Here is a 16,905-nt window from a genome sequence, read left to right on the forward strand (position 1 = left end):
GTTTTTATTGCCTAACCAAAGTCAAGGGCGCGGAACCGGCGCGGGTCCAGTGTGCAACCAGCGGGGATACGGGTTACGGGGGGTGACTGACGTGCTGACCGACGCTCTTGCCATCTTACGGCGCCATCCGGTCTTCGGCACCCTGCCGGAAGATGATTTACCCGCCTTGCTGGACCAGCCGCCGTGGCGATCGTTCGCCGCGGGGGAATGCCTGTTTTGCCAAAACGATCCCGCCACCCGGCTTTATGTGGTGATTGATGGTCAAGTGGAACTGGCGGTGCGGCGTCCCGATTGTGCCCCCGAAGTCCTGTCGCATCTGTCGTCGGGGGCGGCGCTCGGGGTTGATGCGCTCATTCCCGGCACCCAGCACATCGCCACCGCCCAGGCGGCGACCCAATGCCGCGCCGCGATCGTCGATGGGGCCAAACTGGTGGCCTATCTGGATGGGCATTTTGACCTGACCTTGGCGATGATCGCCGAAATGGCCGGCAGCCTGCACGGTCTGGTCAAGGAAATCACCGAACTGAAACTGCAATCGACCACCGAACGGCTGGCCAGTTATCTGGCCGGACTGGCGGCGGGTCACAGCGCCGATAACCGCGTGGAAGTGCGCTTGCCGTTCGAAAAACGCCTGCTGGCCGAGCGTCTGGGGATGGAGCCGGCGACGTTGTCGCGAGCTTTTGCCAAATTGCGCGAAATCGGGGTCGAGAGCGGACGGGGCGACCGCGTCGCCATTGCCGATCTGGCCGAATTGCGGCGGCTGGGCGAAGCGCTGGAGATGCTTGCGGACGGAGAAATGTCATGACCTGTCCCTGTCGCGCGTTATGTCTGGTGCCCAAGCCGGACTGCACCAAGGTCCGCGGCCAGTTGCCGCGCCATCGCGCCACCGGCCCCCATTTGGCCAAGCAGGTCATGGCGCTGCCGCTGTTCGACGGCCTGGAACATGACATCTTGGAACGGCTGATGGCCGATTCCACCGCCCTGAGCCTGGAGCGGCGATCCTTGCTGTTTTCCGCCGGGGCCGTGGCCGATTGCTTTTACATCGTGTTGGATGGTCAGGTGAAACTGTCGGCGCTGACCCCGGACGGGCGCGAAAGCATCGTCGAGGTCTTCACCCCGGTTTCCTCTTTCGGCGAAGCTGCCATGCTGTCCATGGGAATGTTCCCCCTGCATGCGGAAGTGATCGAGGACGCCACCGTCATCCGTGTCGGCCGCCGCGCCTTTGTCGCCACCTTGCGCTCTGACCCGGTGGTCGGATATCGCATGCTGGCCGGCATGTGCCGCTGGCATCAGCGGCTCAGCTCGGAAATCCGTCACCTCAAGGAAATTCCGCCGTGGCAGCGCGTCGCCGAGTTCCTGCTGGCGCTGACCGACGCCCGCCACGGTCAAGCCATCGTCGCCCTGCCCTTCAACAAGGAAATCCTGGCCAGCCGCGTCGGTATCCGCCGCGAAAGCCTGTCGCGCGTGCTGGCGCGCCTGCGTGACATGGGCGTGCGCACCGAAGGCAATGCCGTCCGCATCGACGACGTCGCCAGCCTGCGCCAGCGTTGCGACGCGGCTCAATAAATCTTCAACCGCATGCGGTTGTGGCCCAGGCCACAATATTCGTTGCAGCGCAATTCCACCGTATCGCCGGCCTGTGGCGTCACCGTCAGTTCCTGCACCCGGCCGGGCGCCAGCAGCATTTCATGCCCCGCCACCACCACCGAATGAACCGCATCCTCGGCCATCAGCCGCAAACGATAGGTTTGCCCCGCCTGCAAATGTACGGCCGGCCAGAACTCGAAGCGGCGAGCCAGCATGGGCACATCCCCCGGTGGCGGCTCGACCACGCCGTCTTGGTCATGGGCGGCGGCGAATTGGCGGACCTGGTCGATAAAAACAGCAGGATCCACCGCTTGGCCCGACCCGGCTTCGGGCATCCGCCAGCCCGGCCACAGCCCGGCCAGCACAGCGAACAAAGCCACCGCGATCAGACCCTTAATCATGGCGCACCAACCGCGTGAGGACATGGCCGACGAACAACACCCCGCCCAGCACGGCGATGGCGCCGCCAATGCCGACCAAGCCCATGGAAACCAGTTTGAAAACGCTGTCCAGCCCCTGCTCGGCCCCGGCCGTCTTGCGCGCCACCCCGGCCAGTCCAGCCAGATAAAAACCAAGCGCATGTAAAATCTGCCCGCCGCCATAAAGGCCGATCTGCCAGCGCACCAGCCGAACCGACCGCACCACCCGCCCCAGGCGCGGCAACAGCACGACATGAACGAGGCCCATCAACGCCACATTCACGCCGCCGATCATGGCGTGATAATGCGATGGCGTGCGGGTATCGCCGGCCCCCAGGGCAAAGCCGGCGCCGCCGCCCAGGGCAAACACCAGCCACGATGCCAGCAAGGCCAAGCCGGCGAGCGAACGCCAATCCAAGGATCGCCGCAAGCGCCACAGCAATGGACCGGCCAGCAGCATCGGCGGCACCGGCAGCAGATACCACAGCATCTGGGTATAGGCCTGCCGCCACGCCAGACCTTGGGGATCAAGGCGGGCCTCGATCACCAAGGCCGCCAGCGCTCCCACCGCCAACAAGGCAAAGGCCAGGGCAGACAGCCGGGTCTGCGCCTGCCCGCTCAAACGTTGCCACGCCCACATGACCAGACCGGTATTGACGAATTGCAGCACATGGCCGCCGCCCCAGAACAGCCGTTCGTGCCGGAAAGCCGGTTCCAAATCACTGGGCAGGCGAAAAGCGGCCAAGGCGAAACAAAGCAGCGCCACCGCATAGGCTGACGCCACCAGCCCCAGGCCGGTGCGCGGACGAAACAATGCGCCGCCAATACCACCGGCACACAAGGCCAGGCCGACGAAATACAAGGGATGGTCAAGGATGGGGACGTAATTGTTCAAGGAGGCTTCGCCCCAACCGGCCAAGGTCACCAGCAGCAAGGCCAGACAGCCGCAAATGGTCAGGGCGAAGCCGACAAAGCCGGGCCAACGCGGCGCCGCCGGCTGGACCGAAGCCGCCGCCAGCATGGCCAACAGCCAAATCTGAAACGAAAACACCACATGGGTGACCAGAGCCTTGTGAAAAAACGCCGGCCCCGACGGCAACCAATCTTGCACCCCCGGCGTCCGCGCCAAGGCCAGCCCCAGGGCCAAGGCCCCGGCCACGGCCAATGCCGCCACCGCCATAAACAGCCAAAGCCGCAATTCCAGGGCGGCTAAATCACATCTTTCGTGTTGCGGACACTTGGCTTTCAACACGGCGCTCCCCAAATCCATCAATCATGTGGCGATTATCAAGTGAGATTTCCAGGCCAATGACTTAAATTCATTCACACAACACAAGCATAACACTAGGCCATGTAATTATACTTGCCGCGACAGCATTCAAAACTCAATTTTTATTGAAAGTTTGCCAAATGTAACCAATTGTACAGCTTCATTACTGATTTTATCGGAAAAAATATCCCGGTTTTTGCCACGTCGTGTTTGACAAGCGCCCAGAGGCATGCCCTTAATATCGGCAAAAGTGGATGGGTGCCTTGCGAAAACCGCATGGCCCATCAGGAACCCCGCTCCCTCACCGCCGAATCTCGGCCGAGGTTAAGGCGGGTAACCCTCGGGAGGCATGCATGGGTGACGATTTCATCGTCGAGACAAAGAATCTGACGAAGGAATTCAAAGGGTTCGTTGCGGTTTCCGACGTCAACCTCAAGGTTCGGCGTCATACCATTCACGCCCTGATCGGACCGAACGGGGCGGGCAAGACCACCTGTTTCAATCTGATCACCAAGTTCCTGCCGCCATCGCGCGGCACGATCTTGCTGAATGGTCGCGACATCACCAATACCGCGCCGGCCGACATCGCCCGTCTGGGCATGGTTCGCAGCTTTCAGATTTCCGCCGTCTTCGGTCACCTGACCGCCCTTGAAAACGTGCGCGTCGCCCTGCAACGCAAATTGGGCACCTCGTTCCATTTCTGGAAATCAGACAGCTCGTTGGCGGCGCTGAACGAACAGGCCGAACAATTGCTGGAAGATGTCGGCGTGCAGGAATATCGCGATATCCCCGCCGGCGAATTGTCTTATGGCCGCAAGCGCGCCCTGGAAATCGCCACCACCTTGGCGCTGGAACCGGAAATGCTGCTGCTGGACGAACCCATGGCCGGCATGGGCACCGAAGACGTCGCCCGCACCGCCGAACTGATCCGCCGGGTCTCCAAGGACCGCACCATCTTGATGGTCGAGCACAATCTGTCGGTGGTCGCCGATCTGTCCGACACCATCACCGTGCTGAAACTGGGCAAGGTTCTGGCCGAAGGGCCGTACAGCGCAATCTCGCAAAACCCGGAAGTGATCGAGGCTTACATGGGACACGGAGTGGGCAGCCATGCGTAACGACAACGGCGCTTTGCTCAAGGTCGAGGGGCTGGAAGCCTGGTACGGCGAATCCCACATCCTGCACGGCATGAAATTCGAGGTGCATGACGGCGAAGTGGTCACCCTGCTGGGCCGCAACGGCGCCGGCAAATCCACCACCATGCGCTCGATCATGGGCATGGTGGCCAAGCGCAAGGGTTCGATCGCTTACGAAGGCACCGAAACCATCGCCATGGCGTCGAACAAGATCGCCCGCCTGGGTCTGGCCCTGTGCCCGGAAGAACGCGGCATTTTCGCCTCGCTCAACGTCCGCGAGAACATGGTGCTGCCGCCGGTGATCAAGCCGGGCGGGCTGCCCCTGTCCGAGGTCTATGACTTGTTCCCCCGGCTGGCCGAACGCGCCAACAGCCAGGGCACCAAGCTGTCCGGCGGCGAACAGCAGATGCTGGCCATCGCCCGCATCTTGCGCACCGGCGCCAAGTTCTTGCTGCTGGACGAACCGACCGAAGGCTTGGCCCCGGTCATCGTCCAGCATATCGGTGAAATCATCCGCCAGCTTAAGCAACGCGGCTTCACCATCTTGCTGGTGGAACAGAATTTCCACTTCGCCGCCACCGTCGCCGACCGCCATTACGTGGTCGAACACGGCCACGTCATCGACATGATTCCCAATGCCGAATTGCAAGCCAACATGGGCAAGCTCAAGGGCTATCTGGGGGTTTAACACCCTAAAATAAATCAACGGGAGGACATTCATATGTTGAAGAAAGCTTTGATCGGCGCCGTCGCCCTGACCGCGCTCAGCGCGGCCCAGGCCCAAGCCCAGTACAGCGACAACAAGATCAAGATCGGCGTGTTGACCGATCTGTCGGGCACCTATTCCGATCTGGCCGGCAAGGGCACCATCATCGCCGCCCAGATGGCGGTCGAGGATTTCGGCGGCAAGGTCAACGGCGTGCCGGTGGAAATCATCTCCGCCGATCACCAGAACAAGGCCGATATCGCCTCTTCCATCGCCCGCAAGTGGTATGACGCCGAAGGCGTCGACGCCGTCGCCGAACTGGTGACCACCGCCGCCGCCGTCGCCGTGCGCGAAGTGTCGAAGGAACGCGGCAAGATCGATCTGATCTCGGGCGCCGCCTCGACCGCGCTGACCAACGCCAAGTGCTCGGCCACCGGCTTCCACTGGACCTATGACACCGCCGCCCTGGCCAATGGCACCGCCAACGCCGTGGTCAAGAACGGTGGCAAGACCTGGTACTTCCTGACCGCCGATTACGCTTTCGGCCATGACCTCCAGGCTCAGACCGAGCGGGTGGTCAAGGCCAATGGCGGCGAAATCAAGGGCGCCGTCCGTCACCCCTTCCCCAACTCGGATTTCTCGTCCTTCCTGTTGCAGGCGCAGGCTTCCGGCGCTCAGATCATCGGTCTGGCCAATGCCGGCGCCGACACCATCAACGCCATCAAGCAGGCCAAGGAATTCGGCATCACCCAGGGCGGCCAGTCGCTGGCCGGTCTGCTGGTGTTCATCACCGACATCAACTCGCTGGGCCTGGAAACCGCCCAGGGCATGATGATGACCACCGGTTACTACTGGAACCGCGACGACGAAACCCGCGCCTGGTCCAAGCGCTGGTCGGCCAAGATGGATGGCAAGATGCCCTCCATGGTCCATGCCGGCACCTATTCCTCGGTCATCCACTACCTGAAGGCCTTGGCCGCCGCCAAGACCGATGACGGTATGAAGGTCGCCGAACAGATGCGCGCCATTCCGATCAAGGATGCCTCGGGCTTCGCCATCAACGGCAAGATCCGCGCCGATGGCCGTATGGTCCATGACATGTACCTGGCCCAGGTGAAGAAGCCGGCCGATTCCAAGGCTCCTTGGGATTATTACAACATCCTGCGCACCATTCCCGGCGACGACGCTTATCAGCCGCTGTCGGAAAGCAAGTGCGATCTGGTCAAGAAGTAAGACCTTTCCGTCCTGAACGGGGCGTCGCCAAGGCGGCGCCCCAATCGGTCGGCTGACAGCGAAGAGAGACCAAGCCACCATGATGACCCTGTTCGGCATCCCCGCCGGCGCATTGTTCGGCCAGCTTTTGCTGGGCCTGATCAACGGCGCCTTCTATGCCATGCTCAGCCTGGGGCTGGCGCTGATCTTCGGCCTCTTGAACATCATCAATTTCTCCCATGGGGCCCAGTACATGATGGGCGCTTTCGTCGCCTGGCTGGGGCTGACCTATTTGGGAACCAATTACTGGGTCGCGCTGGCCCTGGCCCCGCTGATCGTCGCCGCCTTCGGCATCCTTTTGGAACGGACCATGCTGTCGCGGCTGTACAAGCTCGACCATCTGTACGGGCTGCTGCTGACCTTTGGTCTGGCGCTGATCATCGAGGGCTTTTTCCGGCAGCTTTACGGCATTTCCGGCATGCCCTACGCGGTGCCCAAGGAATTGGCCGGCGGCTGGAATCTGGGCTTCATGTATCTGCCCATCTATCGCGCCTGGGTGGTGATCGCCTCGCTGATCCTGTGCCTGGGCACCTGGGTGCTGATCGAAAAGACCAAGCTGGGCGCCTATTTGCGCGCCGCCACTGAAAATCCGGCGCTGGTGCAGGCTTTCGGCATCAACGTGCCGGTGATGATCACCTTGACCTATGGTTTCGGCGTGGCGCTGGCCGCCTTTGCCGGTGTTCTGGCCGCCCCCATCTATTCGGTCAACCCGCTGATGGGCTCCAATCTGATCATCGTGGTGTTCGCGGTGGTGGTCATCGGCGGCATGGGCTCGATCATGGGTTCGATCGTGACCGGCTTCATGCTTGGTCTGCTGGAAGGCCTGACCAAGGTTGTCTACCCGGAAGCGGCCGGAACCGTGATCTTCATGGTCATGGTCATCGTGCTGCTGATCAAGCCCGCCGGCCTGTTCGGCAAGGGAGCCTGAGACAATGACCTCGCAATCCGTTACCACCACCGCCCCATCGTCGGGACCGTCGCGTCAGACCATCTTCGTCGGCATCTTGCTGGTGCTGGCCCTGGCCGCCCCGTTCGCCGTCTATCCGGTGTTCTTGATGAAGGGGCTGTGTTTCGCCCTGTTCGCCGCCGCCTTCAACCTGTTGCTGGGCTATGTCGGACTGCTGTCCTTTGGCCATGCCATGTTCTTCGGCTGGTCGGCCTATATCACCGCCCATGCGGCCAAGGAATGGGGATTGACGCCTGAACTGGCCATCTTGCTGGGCACCGCCGCCGCCGCCGCCCTGGGCGCGGTGGTCGGCTGGCTGGCCATTCGCCGCCAGGGCATCTATTTCGCCATGATCACCTTGGCCTTGGCTCAATTGATGTACTTCGTCGCCCTGCAAGCCCCCTTCACCCATGGTGAAGACGGCATCCAAGGCGTGCCGCGCGGTCATCTGTTCGGGCTGATCGACCTGTCCGACACCATGAACATGTATTACTTCGTCCTCGCCGTTTTCGTTCTGGCGGTGCTGTTCTTGTACCGGGTGCTGCATTCGCCCTTTGGTCAGGTGCTCAAGGCCATCCGCGACAACGAACCGCGCGCCATCTCGCTCGGCTATCAGGTTCATCGTTACAAGCTGATCGCCTTCGTCATCTCGGCCGGCCTGTCGGGCATGGCCGGCTCGGTGAAAAGCCTGGTGTTTCAGTTGGCGTCGCTGGCCGATGTCCATTGGCATACCTCGGGCGAGGTGGTTCTGATGACCCTGCTGGGCGGCGTCGGCACCATCTTTGGCCCCACCGCCGGCGCCTATCTGGTGGTGACCATCCAGAATTATTTCGCCTCGGCCGGATCGTGGGTGACCATCATCCAGGGCTTCATCTTCGTCATCTGCGTCCTGGCCTTCCGGGCCGGCATCGTCGGCGTGTTCGCGCCGCTGCTGAAAAAGCGCGGCATCGAGGCCTAAGGAGAACAAAATGTACAAGGATATCCTCGTTCACCTGGATGGCGGCCATCGCGATCCGCTGCGCATCGAGGCCGCCGCCATCCTGGCCAAGCGCTTCGGCGGCCGCCTGACCGGCCTGTTCGCCCGGGCCGAGAACCAGCGCGTGGCGGTGATCGCCCGCCGCGGTTCCGAAGCCTTCGAGGCGGCGGCGCTGATCTCTGAGCGGCAATTCGCCGAAACCACCGCCGCGGCCGGCATTCCCACCCGCTGGTGGCGGCTGGAACATGGCGAGCAAAGCCATGTGCTGGCGGAAACCGCCATCGCCGCCCGTTTCCATGATCTGGTCATCGTCGGCCAGCATCATGAGGGCAAGGACGCCCCCGAGGATCTGATCGAGCAATTGGTGCTGCAATCGGGCCGGCCGGTGCTGATCTTGCCGTCGGTCGACACTTATCCGACCATCGGCAGCAATATCATGGTCGCCTGGAACGGCGGCCGCGAGGCCAGCCGCGCCCTGCACGATTCCATGCCGTTGCTGGAAGGCGCCGAAGCGGTGGAAATCATCTCGGTCCGGGCACAGCAACGCTCCCCCGACGCCAAGCTGCCGCCGTTGAGCATCATCGAGCACATGACCCAGCACGGCGCCAAGGTGACGCGCGAGGTTCTGGCCGGCGAGGATATCGGCGTCATGGACCTGTTGTTGTCACGCGCCTTTGACCAAGGCTGCGACCTGCTGGTCATGGGGGGCCACGGCGGCTATCACCTGCCCTTCTTCAAGGGTGCCGGCACCCGCCATATCTTGAAGCACATGACCCTGCCGGTGCTGATGAGCCACTGATTTTCACCGGGGCATGCGATCGCCCGCCAGCCCGCGTTTCAATCCCCCGCGCAGCCCCTGCGCGGGGGATTTTCCTTATCCGCGCCCTTGCACCACCAGCGGGGTGGTGAAGACCTGCACCGCTTCACCAGCCTCGTCCAAGGTGGTGGTCCGCATACGACAGATGCCATAGCCGGGCTTCGATCGCATGGGCCGGATTTCCAATACTTCCGCTTCGACCCGCAAGACATCGCCGGGACGGACCGGGCGGAACCATTTCAAATCCTCGATGCCGGCGCCGATGACGCCATTGACCGGCTGGAAATCGCCGGTCACCAGCAATCGCATGGTGATGCAGGCTGTTTGCCAGCCACTGGCCGCCAAACCTTGGAAAAAACTATCCGCCGCCCCGGCCTCATCCAAATGAAAGACTTGCGGGTCCCACTGGCCGGCGAAGTCCTTGATCGATTGCGCGGTCACCGTGAATGTGCCCGTGCCGAATTTTTGCCCCACGGCAATATCTTCCAGGTATAGCGCTGTCATTTCTTTGCCTCAATTTTTTCCCATGATGGATGTAAGGCCTGTGTGAACAACCGTCAACAAGGCTGACCTAGAACTGGTTCTTTGGTTGGAGTATAGAATTCTGCATGGATGTGCACAGCGTATGCGAGTACCATACCTACATATCGGATATTCAGCGGGGGGGCTGATGCGTCGGCTGTTTCCAGTATTTTTGATTGTTGCCAGCACTTCCGCGGCTTTCGCCCAAGGGTCGTTGATGGACCTTGGCAAAAGCGCGCTCCGGCAGCAAATGAATGGCGGCGGCACGTCTGCTTCCGGCGCGCTGGGGCAGTCGCTGTCGGTCGGCGACATCGCCAGCGGCCTCAAGGAGGCATTGAAAACCGGAACCGGGAAAGTCACCAGCCAGCTGGGGGCCCAGGATGGTTTCAACGCCGATCCAAGCATCCACATCCCGCTGCCCGCGACCTTGCAAAAGGTTCAGTCGGGCTTGAAGATGGTGGGGATGTCGGGATTGGCCGACGATCTGGAATTGCGCCTGAATCGCGCCGCCGAGGCCGCGACCCCCGAAGCCAAGCGCATTTTTTGGAGCGCGCTGGAAAAAATGACCGTGGACGACGCCCGCGCCATTCTCAATGGCCCCCAAGACGCCGCCACCCAGTATTTCAAACGGACCATGAGCCCCGATCTGAAAACCGCCATGCGCCCGGTGGTCGATAAAAACGTCGCCGCGGCGGGGGCGGTCAAAAGTCTGAATTCCATGACCAGCGCCGCCAAGGGCTTGGCGCCGGGAATGGACGGCCAGAGCCTGTTGACCGATCACGTGCTCGATTATGCGCTGTCGGGGATGTTCGCCTATTTGGCCAAGGAAGAAACCGCCATTCGCCAGGATCCCGCCAAACGCACCACCGATATTCTGCGTAAGGTTTTCTCCAACTGAACTTGGGGCCAGGAATGAAAAAGATTCTCGCCATTGTCGGCGTCATCGTCGTTCTGCTGATTGCCGCGCTTGTCGCGCTGCCATCGCTGGTCCCGGCTGACAAGATCAAGGGAGAAGTGGTGGCCCAGGTCAAGGCCGCCACCGGCCGCGACCTGTCGATCCAAGGCAAGGTTTCGGTTTCCGCCTTCCCCTCCCTGGGGGTCGAGGTCAACAATGTCGCCCTGGCCAACCCGGCCGGTTTTTCCACCAAGGATCTGATCCGTCTGGGGGCGCTGGACGTCAAGCTGAAGCTGTTGCCGATCCTGTCGGGTCGAGTCGAGGTGGATTCCTTCGTTCTGGTCGATCCGGTCATCACCTTGGAAGTGGACCGCAAGGGCAAGGCCAATTGGGTCTTCGATACCCCCGCCACCGCCGCCAAGGGCAAACCGGCCCCGGCCGAAAAAACCCCTTCCCCGGCCACTTCGGCCTCGGGCTCGGGCTCGGCTTCCGGTCTTGACGACATCGTCTTGGGTGACGTGCGCATCCAAAACGGCAAACTGACCTATATCGACGGTCCGGCCGGCACCAAGGAAGACGTCGACGGCATCAATCTGGCCGTTTCCTTGAAAAGCCTGGATGCCCCGCTGGCGGTCAAGGGCGGCCTGAACTGGCACGCCAAGGCCATTGATTTGGGCTTGAATGTGGCCAAGCCACGGGCCTTGCTGGACGGCAAAAGCACCGATGCCGACCTTTCGATCAATTCCGAGACGGTCAAGCTGTCGTTCAAGGGCCAAGCCAATGGCGGCCCCCATGCCGGCGCCACCGGAGCGTTGGATCTGTCGGTGCCGTCCATCCGCGCCTTGGCGCAATGGGCCACCGGCAAGCCCCTGGCCATGGCCGGCAGCGGCCTGGGTCCGTTGGCGTTGAACGGTCAATTGGCCGCCGCCGGCACCAAGATATCGCTGACCCAAACCAACATCGCCATCGACGCCATCAAGGCCAAGGGCGACTTCAACGTCGATACCGGCGGCGCCCGACCGGCGCTCAAGGGTAAATTGGACGTGGAAGCCCTGGACCTTAACCCCTATTTGCCCGCCGACAAGCCGGCGGCGTCTTCGGCTGGCGGCTCCGCCGCTCCGGCCGCGACCGCGGGCGGCAAGGCGGCCAAATCAGGCTGGAGCGATGATCCCATCGATGCCTCGGGCCTGAAAGCCGCCGATGTCGATTTCGCCCTGTCGGTCGGCTCGATCACCGTCAATAAAATCAAGGTCGGCAAAAGCGCCTTGAAGCTTGTGCTGAACAACGGCCGGCTTAATGCCGATTTGACCGAACTGGCCCTGTATCAAGGCAGCGGCAAGGGCAAGATCGGACTGGACGGCAGCCAGCCGGGCATTGGCCTTGACGCCTCTTTCGTCCTCAAGGGCTTGCAGGCCGAGCCGTTCCTCACCGATGCCGCCGATTTCAACCGACTGGAAGGCACCGGTAATTTCGATGTCCAAGTCAGCGGTCGGGGCCGCACCGAACGCCAGCTGGTTTCCGCCCTCAACGGCAAGGGCGCGGTCTCGTTCCTTGACGGCGCCATCAAGGGAATCAATCTGGCCGAAATGGTCCGCAACGTCACCACCGCCTTTGGCGGCGGCGGCAGCGCGCAAAAGACCGATTTCGCCGAATTGGGCGGCACCTTCACCATTACCGACGGCATCGTCAGGAACCAGGATCTGGCGCTGAAATCGCCGCTGCTGCGCGTCGAAGGCAAGGGCAGTGTCGAATTGCCGCCGCGCACGGTGCATTACCGGGTCGAGCCCAAGGCCGTGGCCAGCCTGGAAGGCCAAGGCGGCAAAGCCGATGTCGGCGGCATTCAGGTGCCGGTCATCATCGAAGGCCCCTGGGAAAATCTTTCTTATCGCCCCGACCTGGAAGCCATGCTGAAAGGTCAGGCCGGCAAGGCCATTCAAGATGCCATCGGCGGCAAAGCCGGCGGTTTGGGGGGGCTTGTCGGGGGCGGTTCTGGAAACGAACAAAAGGCTGGCCCCCTCCCGATCAATCCGGGAAGCCTGTTCGGTCGTTAAGTAGTTCGCGTTCACTTTCACTAGGAGACTGTATCAATGAATAAATTTCTGACCCGCGCCATCGCCGGCGCCGCTTTGCTGAGCTTGGGCGCCTGCGCCTCGCATTGGGATATCGACGGCGTCGCCGCCACCCCCAATGCGGGCGATGCCTTCACCAAGGCGTTGCAGACCCGCTACCTGGAGCGCGCCCGCTTCGAAAAGGGCGAATCCGACTGGTACGACGTCGATTACTTCACCAAGAAGGCGCGTCAGGCTTCCACCGGTATCGCCCCGGCGCCGCAGCATCCGTCCGAACGCGGCCTTGCCGGCAATGCCGAAGTCAAGGCTTCGCACGAAAAGCTGGTCGCCGCCCTGGCCGTTCCCAACGCCACCAAGGACGCCCCGGACGCCTGCGCCCTGGCCCAGACCTGGCATGACCATTGGCTGGAACAGCTGGAAGAAGGCTTCCAGGCCGACCATATCGCCGAAGCCAAGGACGGCTACAACAAGGCCATCCCGTTGTGCGTGCCCAAGCCGGTTGTCGTCGCCGCCCCGCCCTCGCCCAAGGTTATCAAGCAATATGTCGTCTATTTCGACCTGGGCAAGTCGGTCCTGACCCCCACCGCCAAGAAGACCTTGGTTGATGTGGTCAAGGACGAATCCTCGATGAAGCCGACCAGCGTCTATCTGGCCGGTCACACCGACACTTCGGGCAGCGCCAAGACCAACGAAGCTCTGTCGATCAAGCGGACCGAAACCGTGGCCAAGGAATTGGCCAAGATGGGCGTGCCCACCAAGGTTCTGGACCTGAAGTCGCTGGGTGAAACCAAGCTGGCCGTGCCGACCAAGGACGGCGTGGTCGAAGCCAAGAACCGTCGCGTCGAAGTCTATTTCGAAAAGTAAGACATGATCCCCAATCCCGATAAGACCAACGCGTCGGGATAAGGAAAAAGTCTTTATTCGGGAAAGGCGGGGGAAACCCCGCCTTTTTCTTTTCTGCCGATCCTGACCCAGGCGATGATCGCCAAGGCGGTGACATTCATCACCAAGGCGTAGACGATGCTGGGCACCATCATTGCCGGCGAGGCCAGCAACGTGGCGGCGATGAAGATCCCCAAGGCGCCGTTTTGCAAACCGGCCTCAAGGATAACGGCCAGCCTTTCCCGCCGTTCCAGCCGCCCCAGCCGGCCGATGCCCCAGGCCACGGCCAAAGCCCCGGCATTGACGGCCAAAGCCGGCGGCAGCACGTCGGCGGCATGTTCCCACATCACCCGCCATTGACTGACAAAGGCCCCGGCGACAATCAGCGCGAACAAGGCCGTGGCCACCGGCCGCGCCAGCTTTTCCAGCCGGGCCGCCCCCTGTGGCGCCTTGGCATTGACGATCATGGCGACGATCAGCGGCAAGGTGGCGATGGCGAACACCCCGATGGTCATGCGTGCCACCGGCAAATCCGTCGTGCCGCCCTGCCCGCCCACCTGCACCAGCGCCAAATTGACCAAAAATGGCACGCTGACGGCGCCGGCGACGCTGGTGATGGCGGTCAAGGACACCGCCAAGGCGGTGGCGCCGCCAGCCAGATGCGTCAGCAAATTCGAGGTGATCCCGCCAGGACAAGCCGCCAGGATCAGCAGACCAACGGCGAAATCAGGCGGCAGGCGGAACAGCCAAATCACCGCCACCGCCACCGCCGGCAAGCCGACCATCTGCGCCAGCAGCCCCAACGCCATGGCTTTGGGGCGGGTGAAGACCAAGGCGAAATCGCCGGGCCGCAAGGTCAGGCCCATGGCGAACATGATGAACGCCAATGCCAGCGGCAACAATATTTCGGTGATCACCAGACAATCCCAAGCGCCAGCAAAACCGCCAGCAGCACTTGAAAGCGGGCGGTGCCGGCCAAGATGGCATTAAAGGCGGGACCGCGCGGTGTGACGGCAAAGGCCAGCAACAGCCGCACCGCCATGGGGGCCGCCAACAGGCAAAGCCAAGCCCCCACCGGCATCATCGGCGACAGCAACAGCGGAAACGGCAGCAGGACAAGGGCGGCATAAGCCATTTTTGATCCCGCCCCGCCCAACCGGATCGCCAAAGTCCGTCGCCCGACCATGCGGTCATGCTCCAGGTCGCGGAAATTGTTGGCCATCAGCACCGCCGCCGCCGGCAAACCGATGGCCAATCCCAGCAACACGGTGCGGGCTGAGATAGCCTCGGCTTGCAGCCAAACCGTGCCGGCGACAGCGCCGATACCGAAAAAGGCGATCACGAACACCTCGCCCACCGCCGTGTAAGCGATGGGACGCGGTCCACCGGAATAAGCCCAGCCGGCGACCAGCGACGCCGCCCCCAAGGCCAGGATCGGCCAGCCGCCAACCCAGCCCAGATAAAGCCCGGCCAAGGCGGCGGCGGCAAAGCACAATTGCGCCGCCCGCCGGACCCGCTCGGGGCTGGCCCAGCCCAAGGCGGTGACCCGAGGCGGGCCTTGGCGCAACGGCTGATCGCCGCCCCGCAAGGCATCGCCCAGATCGTTCCACAGATTGGTGCCGGCCTGGATCAACACCGCCGCCAGCAGGGCAACCAGCAAGGGGATGGGACGAAAGGCGTGAAACTCGGTCCAGGCCCAGCCGGCGCCGGCGATGACCGGGGCAACGGCGATGGTCAGCGTGCGGGGCCGCATGGCCGCCAGCCACAACCGCCAGCCGGTCGGCGGTTCGTCGGCCCGACTGGATGGCGGCGGTTCTTCCACCCGGGGGGCGCTGCCCTTGGGCGGTCCGGACTCGACATTCATGCCTTGGTTCCCCGATGCAGGCAGGCGATACCGCCAGAGTAGTTCCGCCAGCCCACCTCGGTAAACCCGCCATCGCGCATGGCTTGTGCCAATTCTCGCTGATCGGGGAATCGGCGGATGGATTCGATCAGATATTCATAGGCCGCCGGCTCGCCCGCCACCCACGCCCCCAGGCGCGGAATCACCCAGCGCGACCACGCATCATAAGAAGGCCGGATCAACGCCCAGGGGCGCGAGAATTCCAGACACAAAAAGCGGCCGCCGGGTTTAAGCACCCGATGGATTTCCGCCAACGCCGCCCCCAGGCTGGTGACATTGCGCAAGCCGAAGGAAATGGTCAGGCAATCGACCGAATCGGTGGCGAACGGCATGGCCTCGGCCGTGCCGTCGACAAAGTCGATCCCATCAGGGCAGCGCCCGCGCCCCACCGCCATCATCGCCGGACTGGGGTCGCACACCACCACCTGGCGGTCAGGCGCGGCCAGCAGACGGGCGACATCGCCGGTCCCGCCGGCCAGGTCGACGATGAATTCCCCCGGCCGGGGTGCCGCCCGCGCCGCCAGGGATCGTTTCCATAGCCGGTGAATGCCCATGGACATGATGTCGTTCATCAGGTCGTAGCGCCCCGCCACCGCCTGGAAAACCGAGCGAATGCGCCGTTCCCGTTCCGCCGCACTGACCGTATCGCGGCCAAAGCTGCCCGACAGCGGGTCTGTCACGGCAAATCGCCCCGGCGGAAAAGATGATAGCCCAGCCCCGCCGCCGCCGTTCCCAACGCCACCGGCCACACCAAGGCAAAAGCCAGATACCCGGTCCGCCCCAGATCATCAAGAATGACATAGGCCGCCGGCCCCAGAACCACCAATTGCGGATCGAACAACAAGATGGCGGCGGTGCGGAAAGATTGCAGCGGATTGGCCAAGGCGATAGCCACCACCGCTTCCAGCGGCAATTGCTCCCGCACCATGACCCCCAGCAGGATCAGGTCCAGGAACAGCAGCAACACCAGCCACAGCAAGAAGGCCCCGGTCTGGGCGACGTCGGACGAACGGGCGGCGGCGGAAATCAGCATGCCGAAGCCCAGAAACGACCACGTCAACGAAATCAGCAAGCCGGTATAGACGGCGAACAGATCCCAAGGGACGCCAATTTCGCTGAATTCAGACCAAATTCCGGCGCCGGCCATGGCCAGGAACACCGGCAGGAAAACCACGGTGAAGCGGCCGACCATCTTGCCCCAATACCACGCCGCCAGCCCCACCGGCAGCGACAGCATGTATTCGAACACCCCGGCCTCGCGATCGCCGGCGACCGAGCGTACGGTGGTGATCAGCACGAAAATGGGCAGAATGGCCACGCATAATTGAATGTAAGTGACCAAAAGACGCGACAGACCGGTAAAGCCCAAAATACGCGATTCGGTCAGCCCGAACACGAACAGCAGCACGACGATGCCGCCGAACACCAGCGCGTAAAAGGCAAACCAGCGCGCCCGCAGCGATTCGAAAATATCCAGGCGGGCGGCGCGGAAAAAGGCGTGCATG

19 protein-coding genes are annotated in these 16,905 nt (G+C 62.7%); 11 read left to right on the plus strand and 8 right to left on the minus strand.

The window, feature by feature from the left end; genetic code table 11:
• Nucleotides 1-91 precede the first annotated feature (91 nt).
• Together KEC16_RS07870 and KEC16_RS07875 are read left to right on the plus strand one after the other, a co-directional pair.
• Nucleotides 92-805 (plus strand): Crp/Fnr family transcriptional regulator, encoded by a 714-nt coding sequence (locus tag KEC16_RS07870; RefSeq protein WP_211547583.1) that lies wholly within the window; start codon nt 92-94, stop codon nt 803-805.
• Nucleotides 802-1,566, plus strand: coding sequence for a Crp/Fnr family transcriptional regulator (locus tag KEC16_RS07875; protein ID WP_211547584.1), 765 nt, complete (start codon nt 802-804; stop codon nt 1,564-1,566). The genes KEC16_RS07870 and KEC16_RS07875 overlap by 4 nt, the downstream gene beginning before the upstream one ends.
• Here KEC16_RS07875 and KEC16_RS07880 read toward each other — a convergent pair.
• The 3 genes from KEC16_RS07880 to KEC16_RS07890 form a co-directional block, all read right to left on the minus strand.
• Nucleotides 1,560-1,988: a cupredoxin domain-containing protein gene (locus tag KEC16_RS07880; protein WP_211547586.1), complete on the minus strand. Its 429-nt coding sequence runs from the start codon at nt 1,986-1,988 to the stop codon at nt 1,560-1,562. The two genes, KEC16_RS07875 and KEC16_RS07880, sit on opposite strands and share 7 nt — an antisense overlap.
• The gene (locus tag KEC16_RS07885; protein WP_211547588.1) at nt 1,981-3,255 is read right to left on the minus strand and encodes a hypothetical protein; all 1,275 of its coding nucleotides are present in this window, start codon (nt 3,253-3,255) and stop codon (nt 1,981-1,983) included. Before KEC16_RS07885 ends, KEC16_RS07880 begins: the two co-directional genes overlap by 8 nt.
• A 129-nt stretch (nt 3,256-3,384) precedes the next feature.
• Complete coding sequence (locus KEC16_RS07890) at nt 3,385-3,561, minus strand: hypothetical protein (RefSeq protein ID WP_211547590.1); 177 nt, start codon at nt 3,559-3,561, stop codon at nt 3,385-3,387.
• A 68-nt stretch (nt 3,562-3,629) separates the two neighbouring features.
• On the opposite strand from KEC16_RS07890, the gene KEC16_RS07895 reads away from it, so the two are divergent.
• The 6 genes from KEC16_RS07895 to KEC16_RS07920 all read left to right on the plus strand — a co-directional run bounded on the left by KEC16_RS07895 (nt 3,630) and on the right by KEC16_RS07920 (nt 9,111).
• A complete protein-coding gene (locus KEC16_RS07895) occupies nt 3,630-4,394 on the plus strand; it encodes an ABC transporter ATP-binding protein (protein WP_211547592.1) in 765 nt (254 codons plus the stop codon).
• The gene (locus tag KEC16_RS07900) at nt 4,387-5,100 is read left to right on the plus strand and encodes an ABC transporter ATP-binding protein (protein WP_211547594.1); all 714 of its coding nucleotides are present in this window, start codon (nt 4,387-4,389) and stop codon (nt 5,098-5,100) included. The genes KEC16_RS07895 and KEC16_RS07900 overlap by 8 nt, the downstream gene beginning before the upstream one ends.
• Before the next feature lie 33 nt (nt 5,101-5,133).
• Nucleotides 5,134-6,351, plus strand: a complete 1,218-nt coding sequence (locus KEC16_RS07905; RefSeq protein WP_211547596.1) for an ABC transporter substrate-binding protein — start codon at nt 5,134-5,136, stop codon at nt 6,349-6,351.
• Nucleotides 6,352-6,430: 79 nt separating this feature from the next.
• A complete protein-coding gene (locus KEC16_RS07910) occupies nt 6,431-7,318 on the plus strand; it encodes a branched-chain amino acid ABC transporter permease (RefSeq protein ID WP_249208928.1) in 888 nt (295 codons plus the stop codon).
• A 4-nt stretch (nt 7,319-7,322) separates the two neighbouring features.
• Nucleotides 7,323-8,294, plus strand: a complete 972-nt coding sequence (locus KEC16_RS07915) for a branched-chain amino acid ABC transporter permease (protein ID WP_211547598.1) — start codon at nt 7,323-7,325, stop codon at nt 8,292-8,294.
• Between the two features lie 10 nt (nt 8,295-8,304).
• Nucleotides 8,305-9,111, plus strand: coding sequence for a universal stress protein (locus tag KEC16_RS07920; RefSeq protein ID WP_211547600.1), 807 nt, complete (start codon nt 8,305-8,307; stop codon nt 9,109-9,111).
• Between the two features lie 75 nt (nt 9,112-9,186).
• On the opposite strand, the gene KEC16_RS07925 is transcribed toward KEC16_RS07920, so the two are convergent.
• Nucleotides 9,187-9,633 carry a MaoC family dehydratase gene (locus KEC16_RS07925; protein ID WP_211547602.1) on the minus strand — a complete coding sequence of 149 codons (447 nt, stop codon included), beginning with the start codon at nt 9,631-9,633 and terminating at the stop codon, nt 9,187-9,189.
• Nucleotides 9,634-9,868: 235 nt separating this feature from the next.
• On the opposite strand from KEC16_RS07925, the gene KEC16_RS07930 reads away from it, so the two are divergent.
• The 3 genes from KEC16_RS07930 to KEC16_RS07940 are packed head-to-tail and all read left to right on the plus strand — an operon-like array spanning nt 9,869 to nt 13,479.
• On the plus strand, nt 9,869-10,549 hold the full coding sequence (locus KEC16_RS07930) for a DUF4197 domain-containing protein (RefSeq protein ID WP_249208930.1): 681 nt from the start codon (nt 9,869-9,871) through the stop codon (nt 10,547-10,549).
• 14 nt (nt 10,550-10,563) lie between these two features.
• Nucleotides 10,564-12,597, plus strand: a complete 2,034-nt coding sequence (locus KEC16_RS07935) for an AsmA family protein (protein ID WP_211547606.1) — start codon at nt 10,564-10,566, stop codon at nt 12,595-12,597.
• Nucleotides 12,598-12,633: 36 nt separating this feature from the next.
• The gene (locus tag KEC16_RS07940) at nt 12,634-13,479 is read left to right on the plus strand and encodes an OmpA family protein (RefSeq protein ID WP_211547608.1); all 846 of its coding nucleotides are present in this window, start codon (nt 12,634-12,636) and stop codon (nt 13,477-13,479) included.
• 53 nt (nt 13,480-13,532) lie between these two features.
• On the opposite strand, the gene KEC16_RS07945 is transcribed toward KEC16_RS07940, so the two are convergent.
• The 4 genes from KEC16_RS07945 to KEC16_RS07960 are packed head-to-tail and all read right to left on the minus strand — an operon-like array spanning nt 13,533 to nt 16,904.
• A complete protein-coding gene (locus KEC16_RS07945; RefSeq protein WP_211547610.1) occupies nt 13,533-14,414 on the minus strand; it encodes a bile acid:sodium symporter family protein in 882 nt (293 codons plus the stop codon).
• Entirely contained in the window at nt 14,411-15,361 is a 951-nt protein-coding gene (locus KEC16_RS07950; protein WP_211547613.1) for a 1,4-dihydroxy-2-naphthoate polyprenyltransferase, read from the minus strand. The genes KEC16_RS07945 and KEC16_RS07950 overlap by 4 nt, the downstream gene beginning before the upstream one ends.
• Nucleotides 15,358-16,080 carry a class I SAM-dependent methyltransferase gene (locus tag KEC16_RS07955; protein ID WP_211547614.1) on the minus strand — a complete coding sequence of 241 codons (723 nt, stop codon included), beginning with the start codon at nt 16,078-16,080 and terminating at the stop codon, nt 15,358-15,360. Before KEC16_RS07955 ends, KEC16_RS07950 begins: the two co-directional genes overlap by 4 nt.
• Nucleotides 16,077-16,904 carry an ABC transporter permease gene (locus KEC16_RS07960; RefSeq protein WP_211547616.1) on the minus strand — a complete coding sequence of 276 codons (828 nt, stop codon included), beginning with the start codon at nt 16,902-16,904 and terminating at the stop codon, nt 16,077-16,079. The genes KEC16_RS07955 and KEC16_RS07960 overlap by 4 nt, the downstream gene beginning before the upstream one ends.
• Between the last annotated feature and the right edge of the window lies 1 nt (nt 16,905).

The sequence above is a fragment of the Magnetospirillum sulfuroxidans genome (assembly GCF_018224925.1).
GTDB lineage: Bacteria > Pseudomonadota > Alphaproteobacteria > Rhodospirillales > Magnetospirillaceae > Magnetospirillum > Magnetospirillum sulfuroxidans.

Bases quoted from the DNA above. Each gene is read 5' to 3' on its own strand.
- KEC16_RS07910 (WP_249208928.1), top strand. From the start codon at position 6,431: ATGATGACCCTGTTCGGCATCCCCGCCGGCGCATTGTTCGGCCAGCTT.
- KEC16_RS07960 (WP_211547616.1), bottom strand. From the start codon at position 16,904: ATGCACGCCTTTTTCCGCGCCGCCCGCCTGGATATTTTCGAATCGCTG.
- KEC16_RS07900 (WP_211547594.1), top strand. From the start codon at position 4,387: ATGCGTAACGACAACGGCGCTTTGCTCAAGGTCGAGGGGCTGGAAGCC.
- KEC16_RS07950 (WP_211547613.1), bottom strand. From the start codon at position 15,361: ATGAATGTCGAGTCCGGACCGCCCAAGGGCAGCGCCCCCCGGGTGGAA.
- KEC16_RS07880 (WP_211547586.1), bottom strand. From the start codon at position 1,988: ATGATTAAGGGTCTGATCGCGGTGGCTTTGTTCGCTGTGCTGGCCGGG.
- KEC16_RS07925 (WP_211547602.1), bottom strand. From the start codon at position 9,633: ATGACAGCGCTATACCTGGAAGATATTGCCGTGGGGCAAAAATTCGGC.
- KEC16_RS07935 (WP_211547606.1), top strand. From the start codon at position 10,564: ATGAAAAAGATTCTCGCCATTGTCGGCGTCATCGTCGTTCTGCTGATT.
- KEC16_RS07920 (WP_211547600.1), top strand. From the start codon at position 8,305: ATGTACAAGGATATCCTCGTTCACCTGGATGGCGGCCATCGCGATCCG.
- KEC16_RS07895 (WP_211547592.1), top strand. From the start codon at position 3,630: ATGGGTGACGATTTCATCGTCGAGACAAAGAATCTGACGAAGGAATTC.
- KEC16_RS07890 (WP_211547590.1), bottom strand. From the start codon at position 3,561: ATGGGCCATGCGGTTTTCGCAAGGCACCCATCCACTTTTGCCGATATT.
- KEC16_RS07905 (WP_211547596.1), top strand. From the start codon at position 5,134: ATGTTGAAGAAAGCTTTGATCGGCGCCGTCGCCCTGACCGCGCTCAGC.
- KEC16_RS07875 (WP_211547584.1), top strand. From the start codon at position 802: ATGACCTGTCCCTGTCGCGCGTTATGTCTGGTGCCCAAGCCGGACTGC.
- KEC16_RS07915 (WP_211547598.1), top strand. From the start codon at position 7,323: ATGACCTCGCAATCCGTTACCACCACCGCCCCATCGTCGGGACCGTCG.
- KEC16_RS07930 (WP_249208930.1), top strand. From the start codon at position 9,869: ATGGACCTTGGCAAAAGCGCGCTCCGGCAGCAAATGAATGGCGGCGGC.
- KEC16_RS07940 (WP_211547608.1), top strand. From the start codon at position 12,634: ATGAATAAATTTCTGACCCGCGCCATCGCCGGCGCCGCTTTGCTGAGC.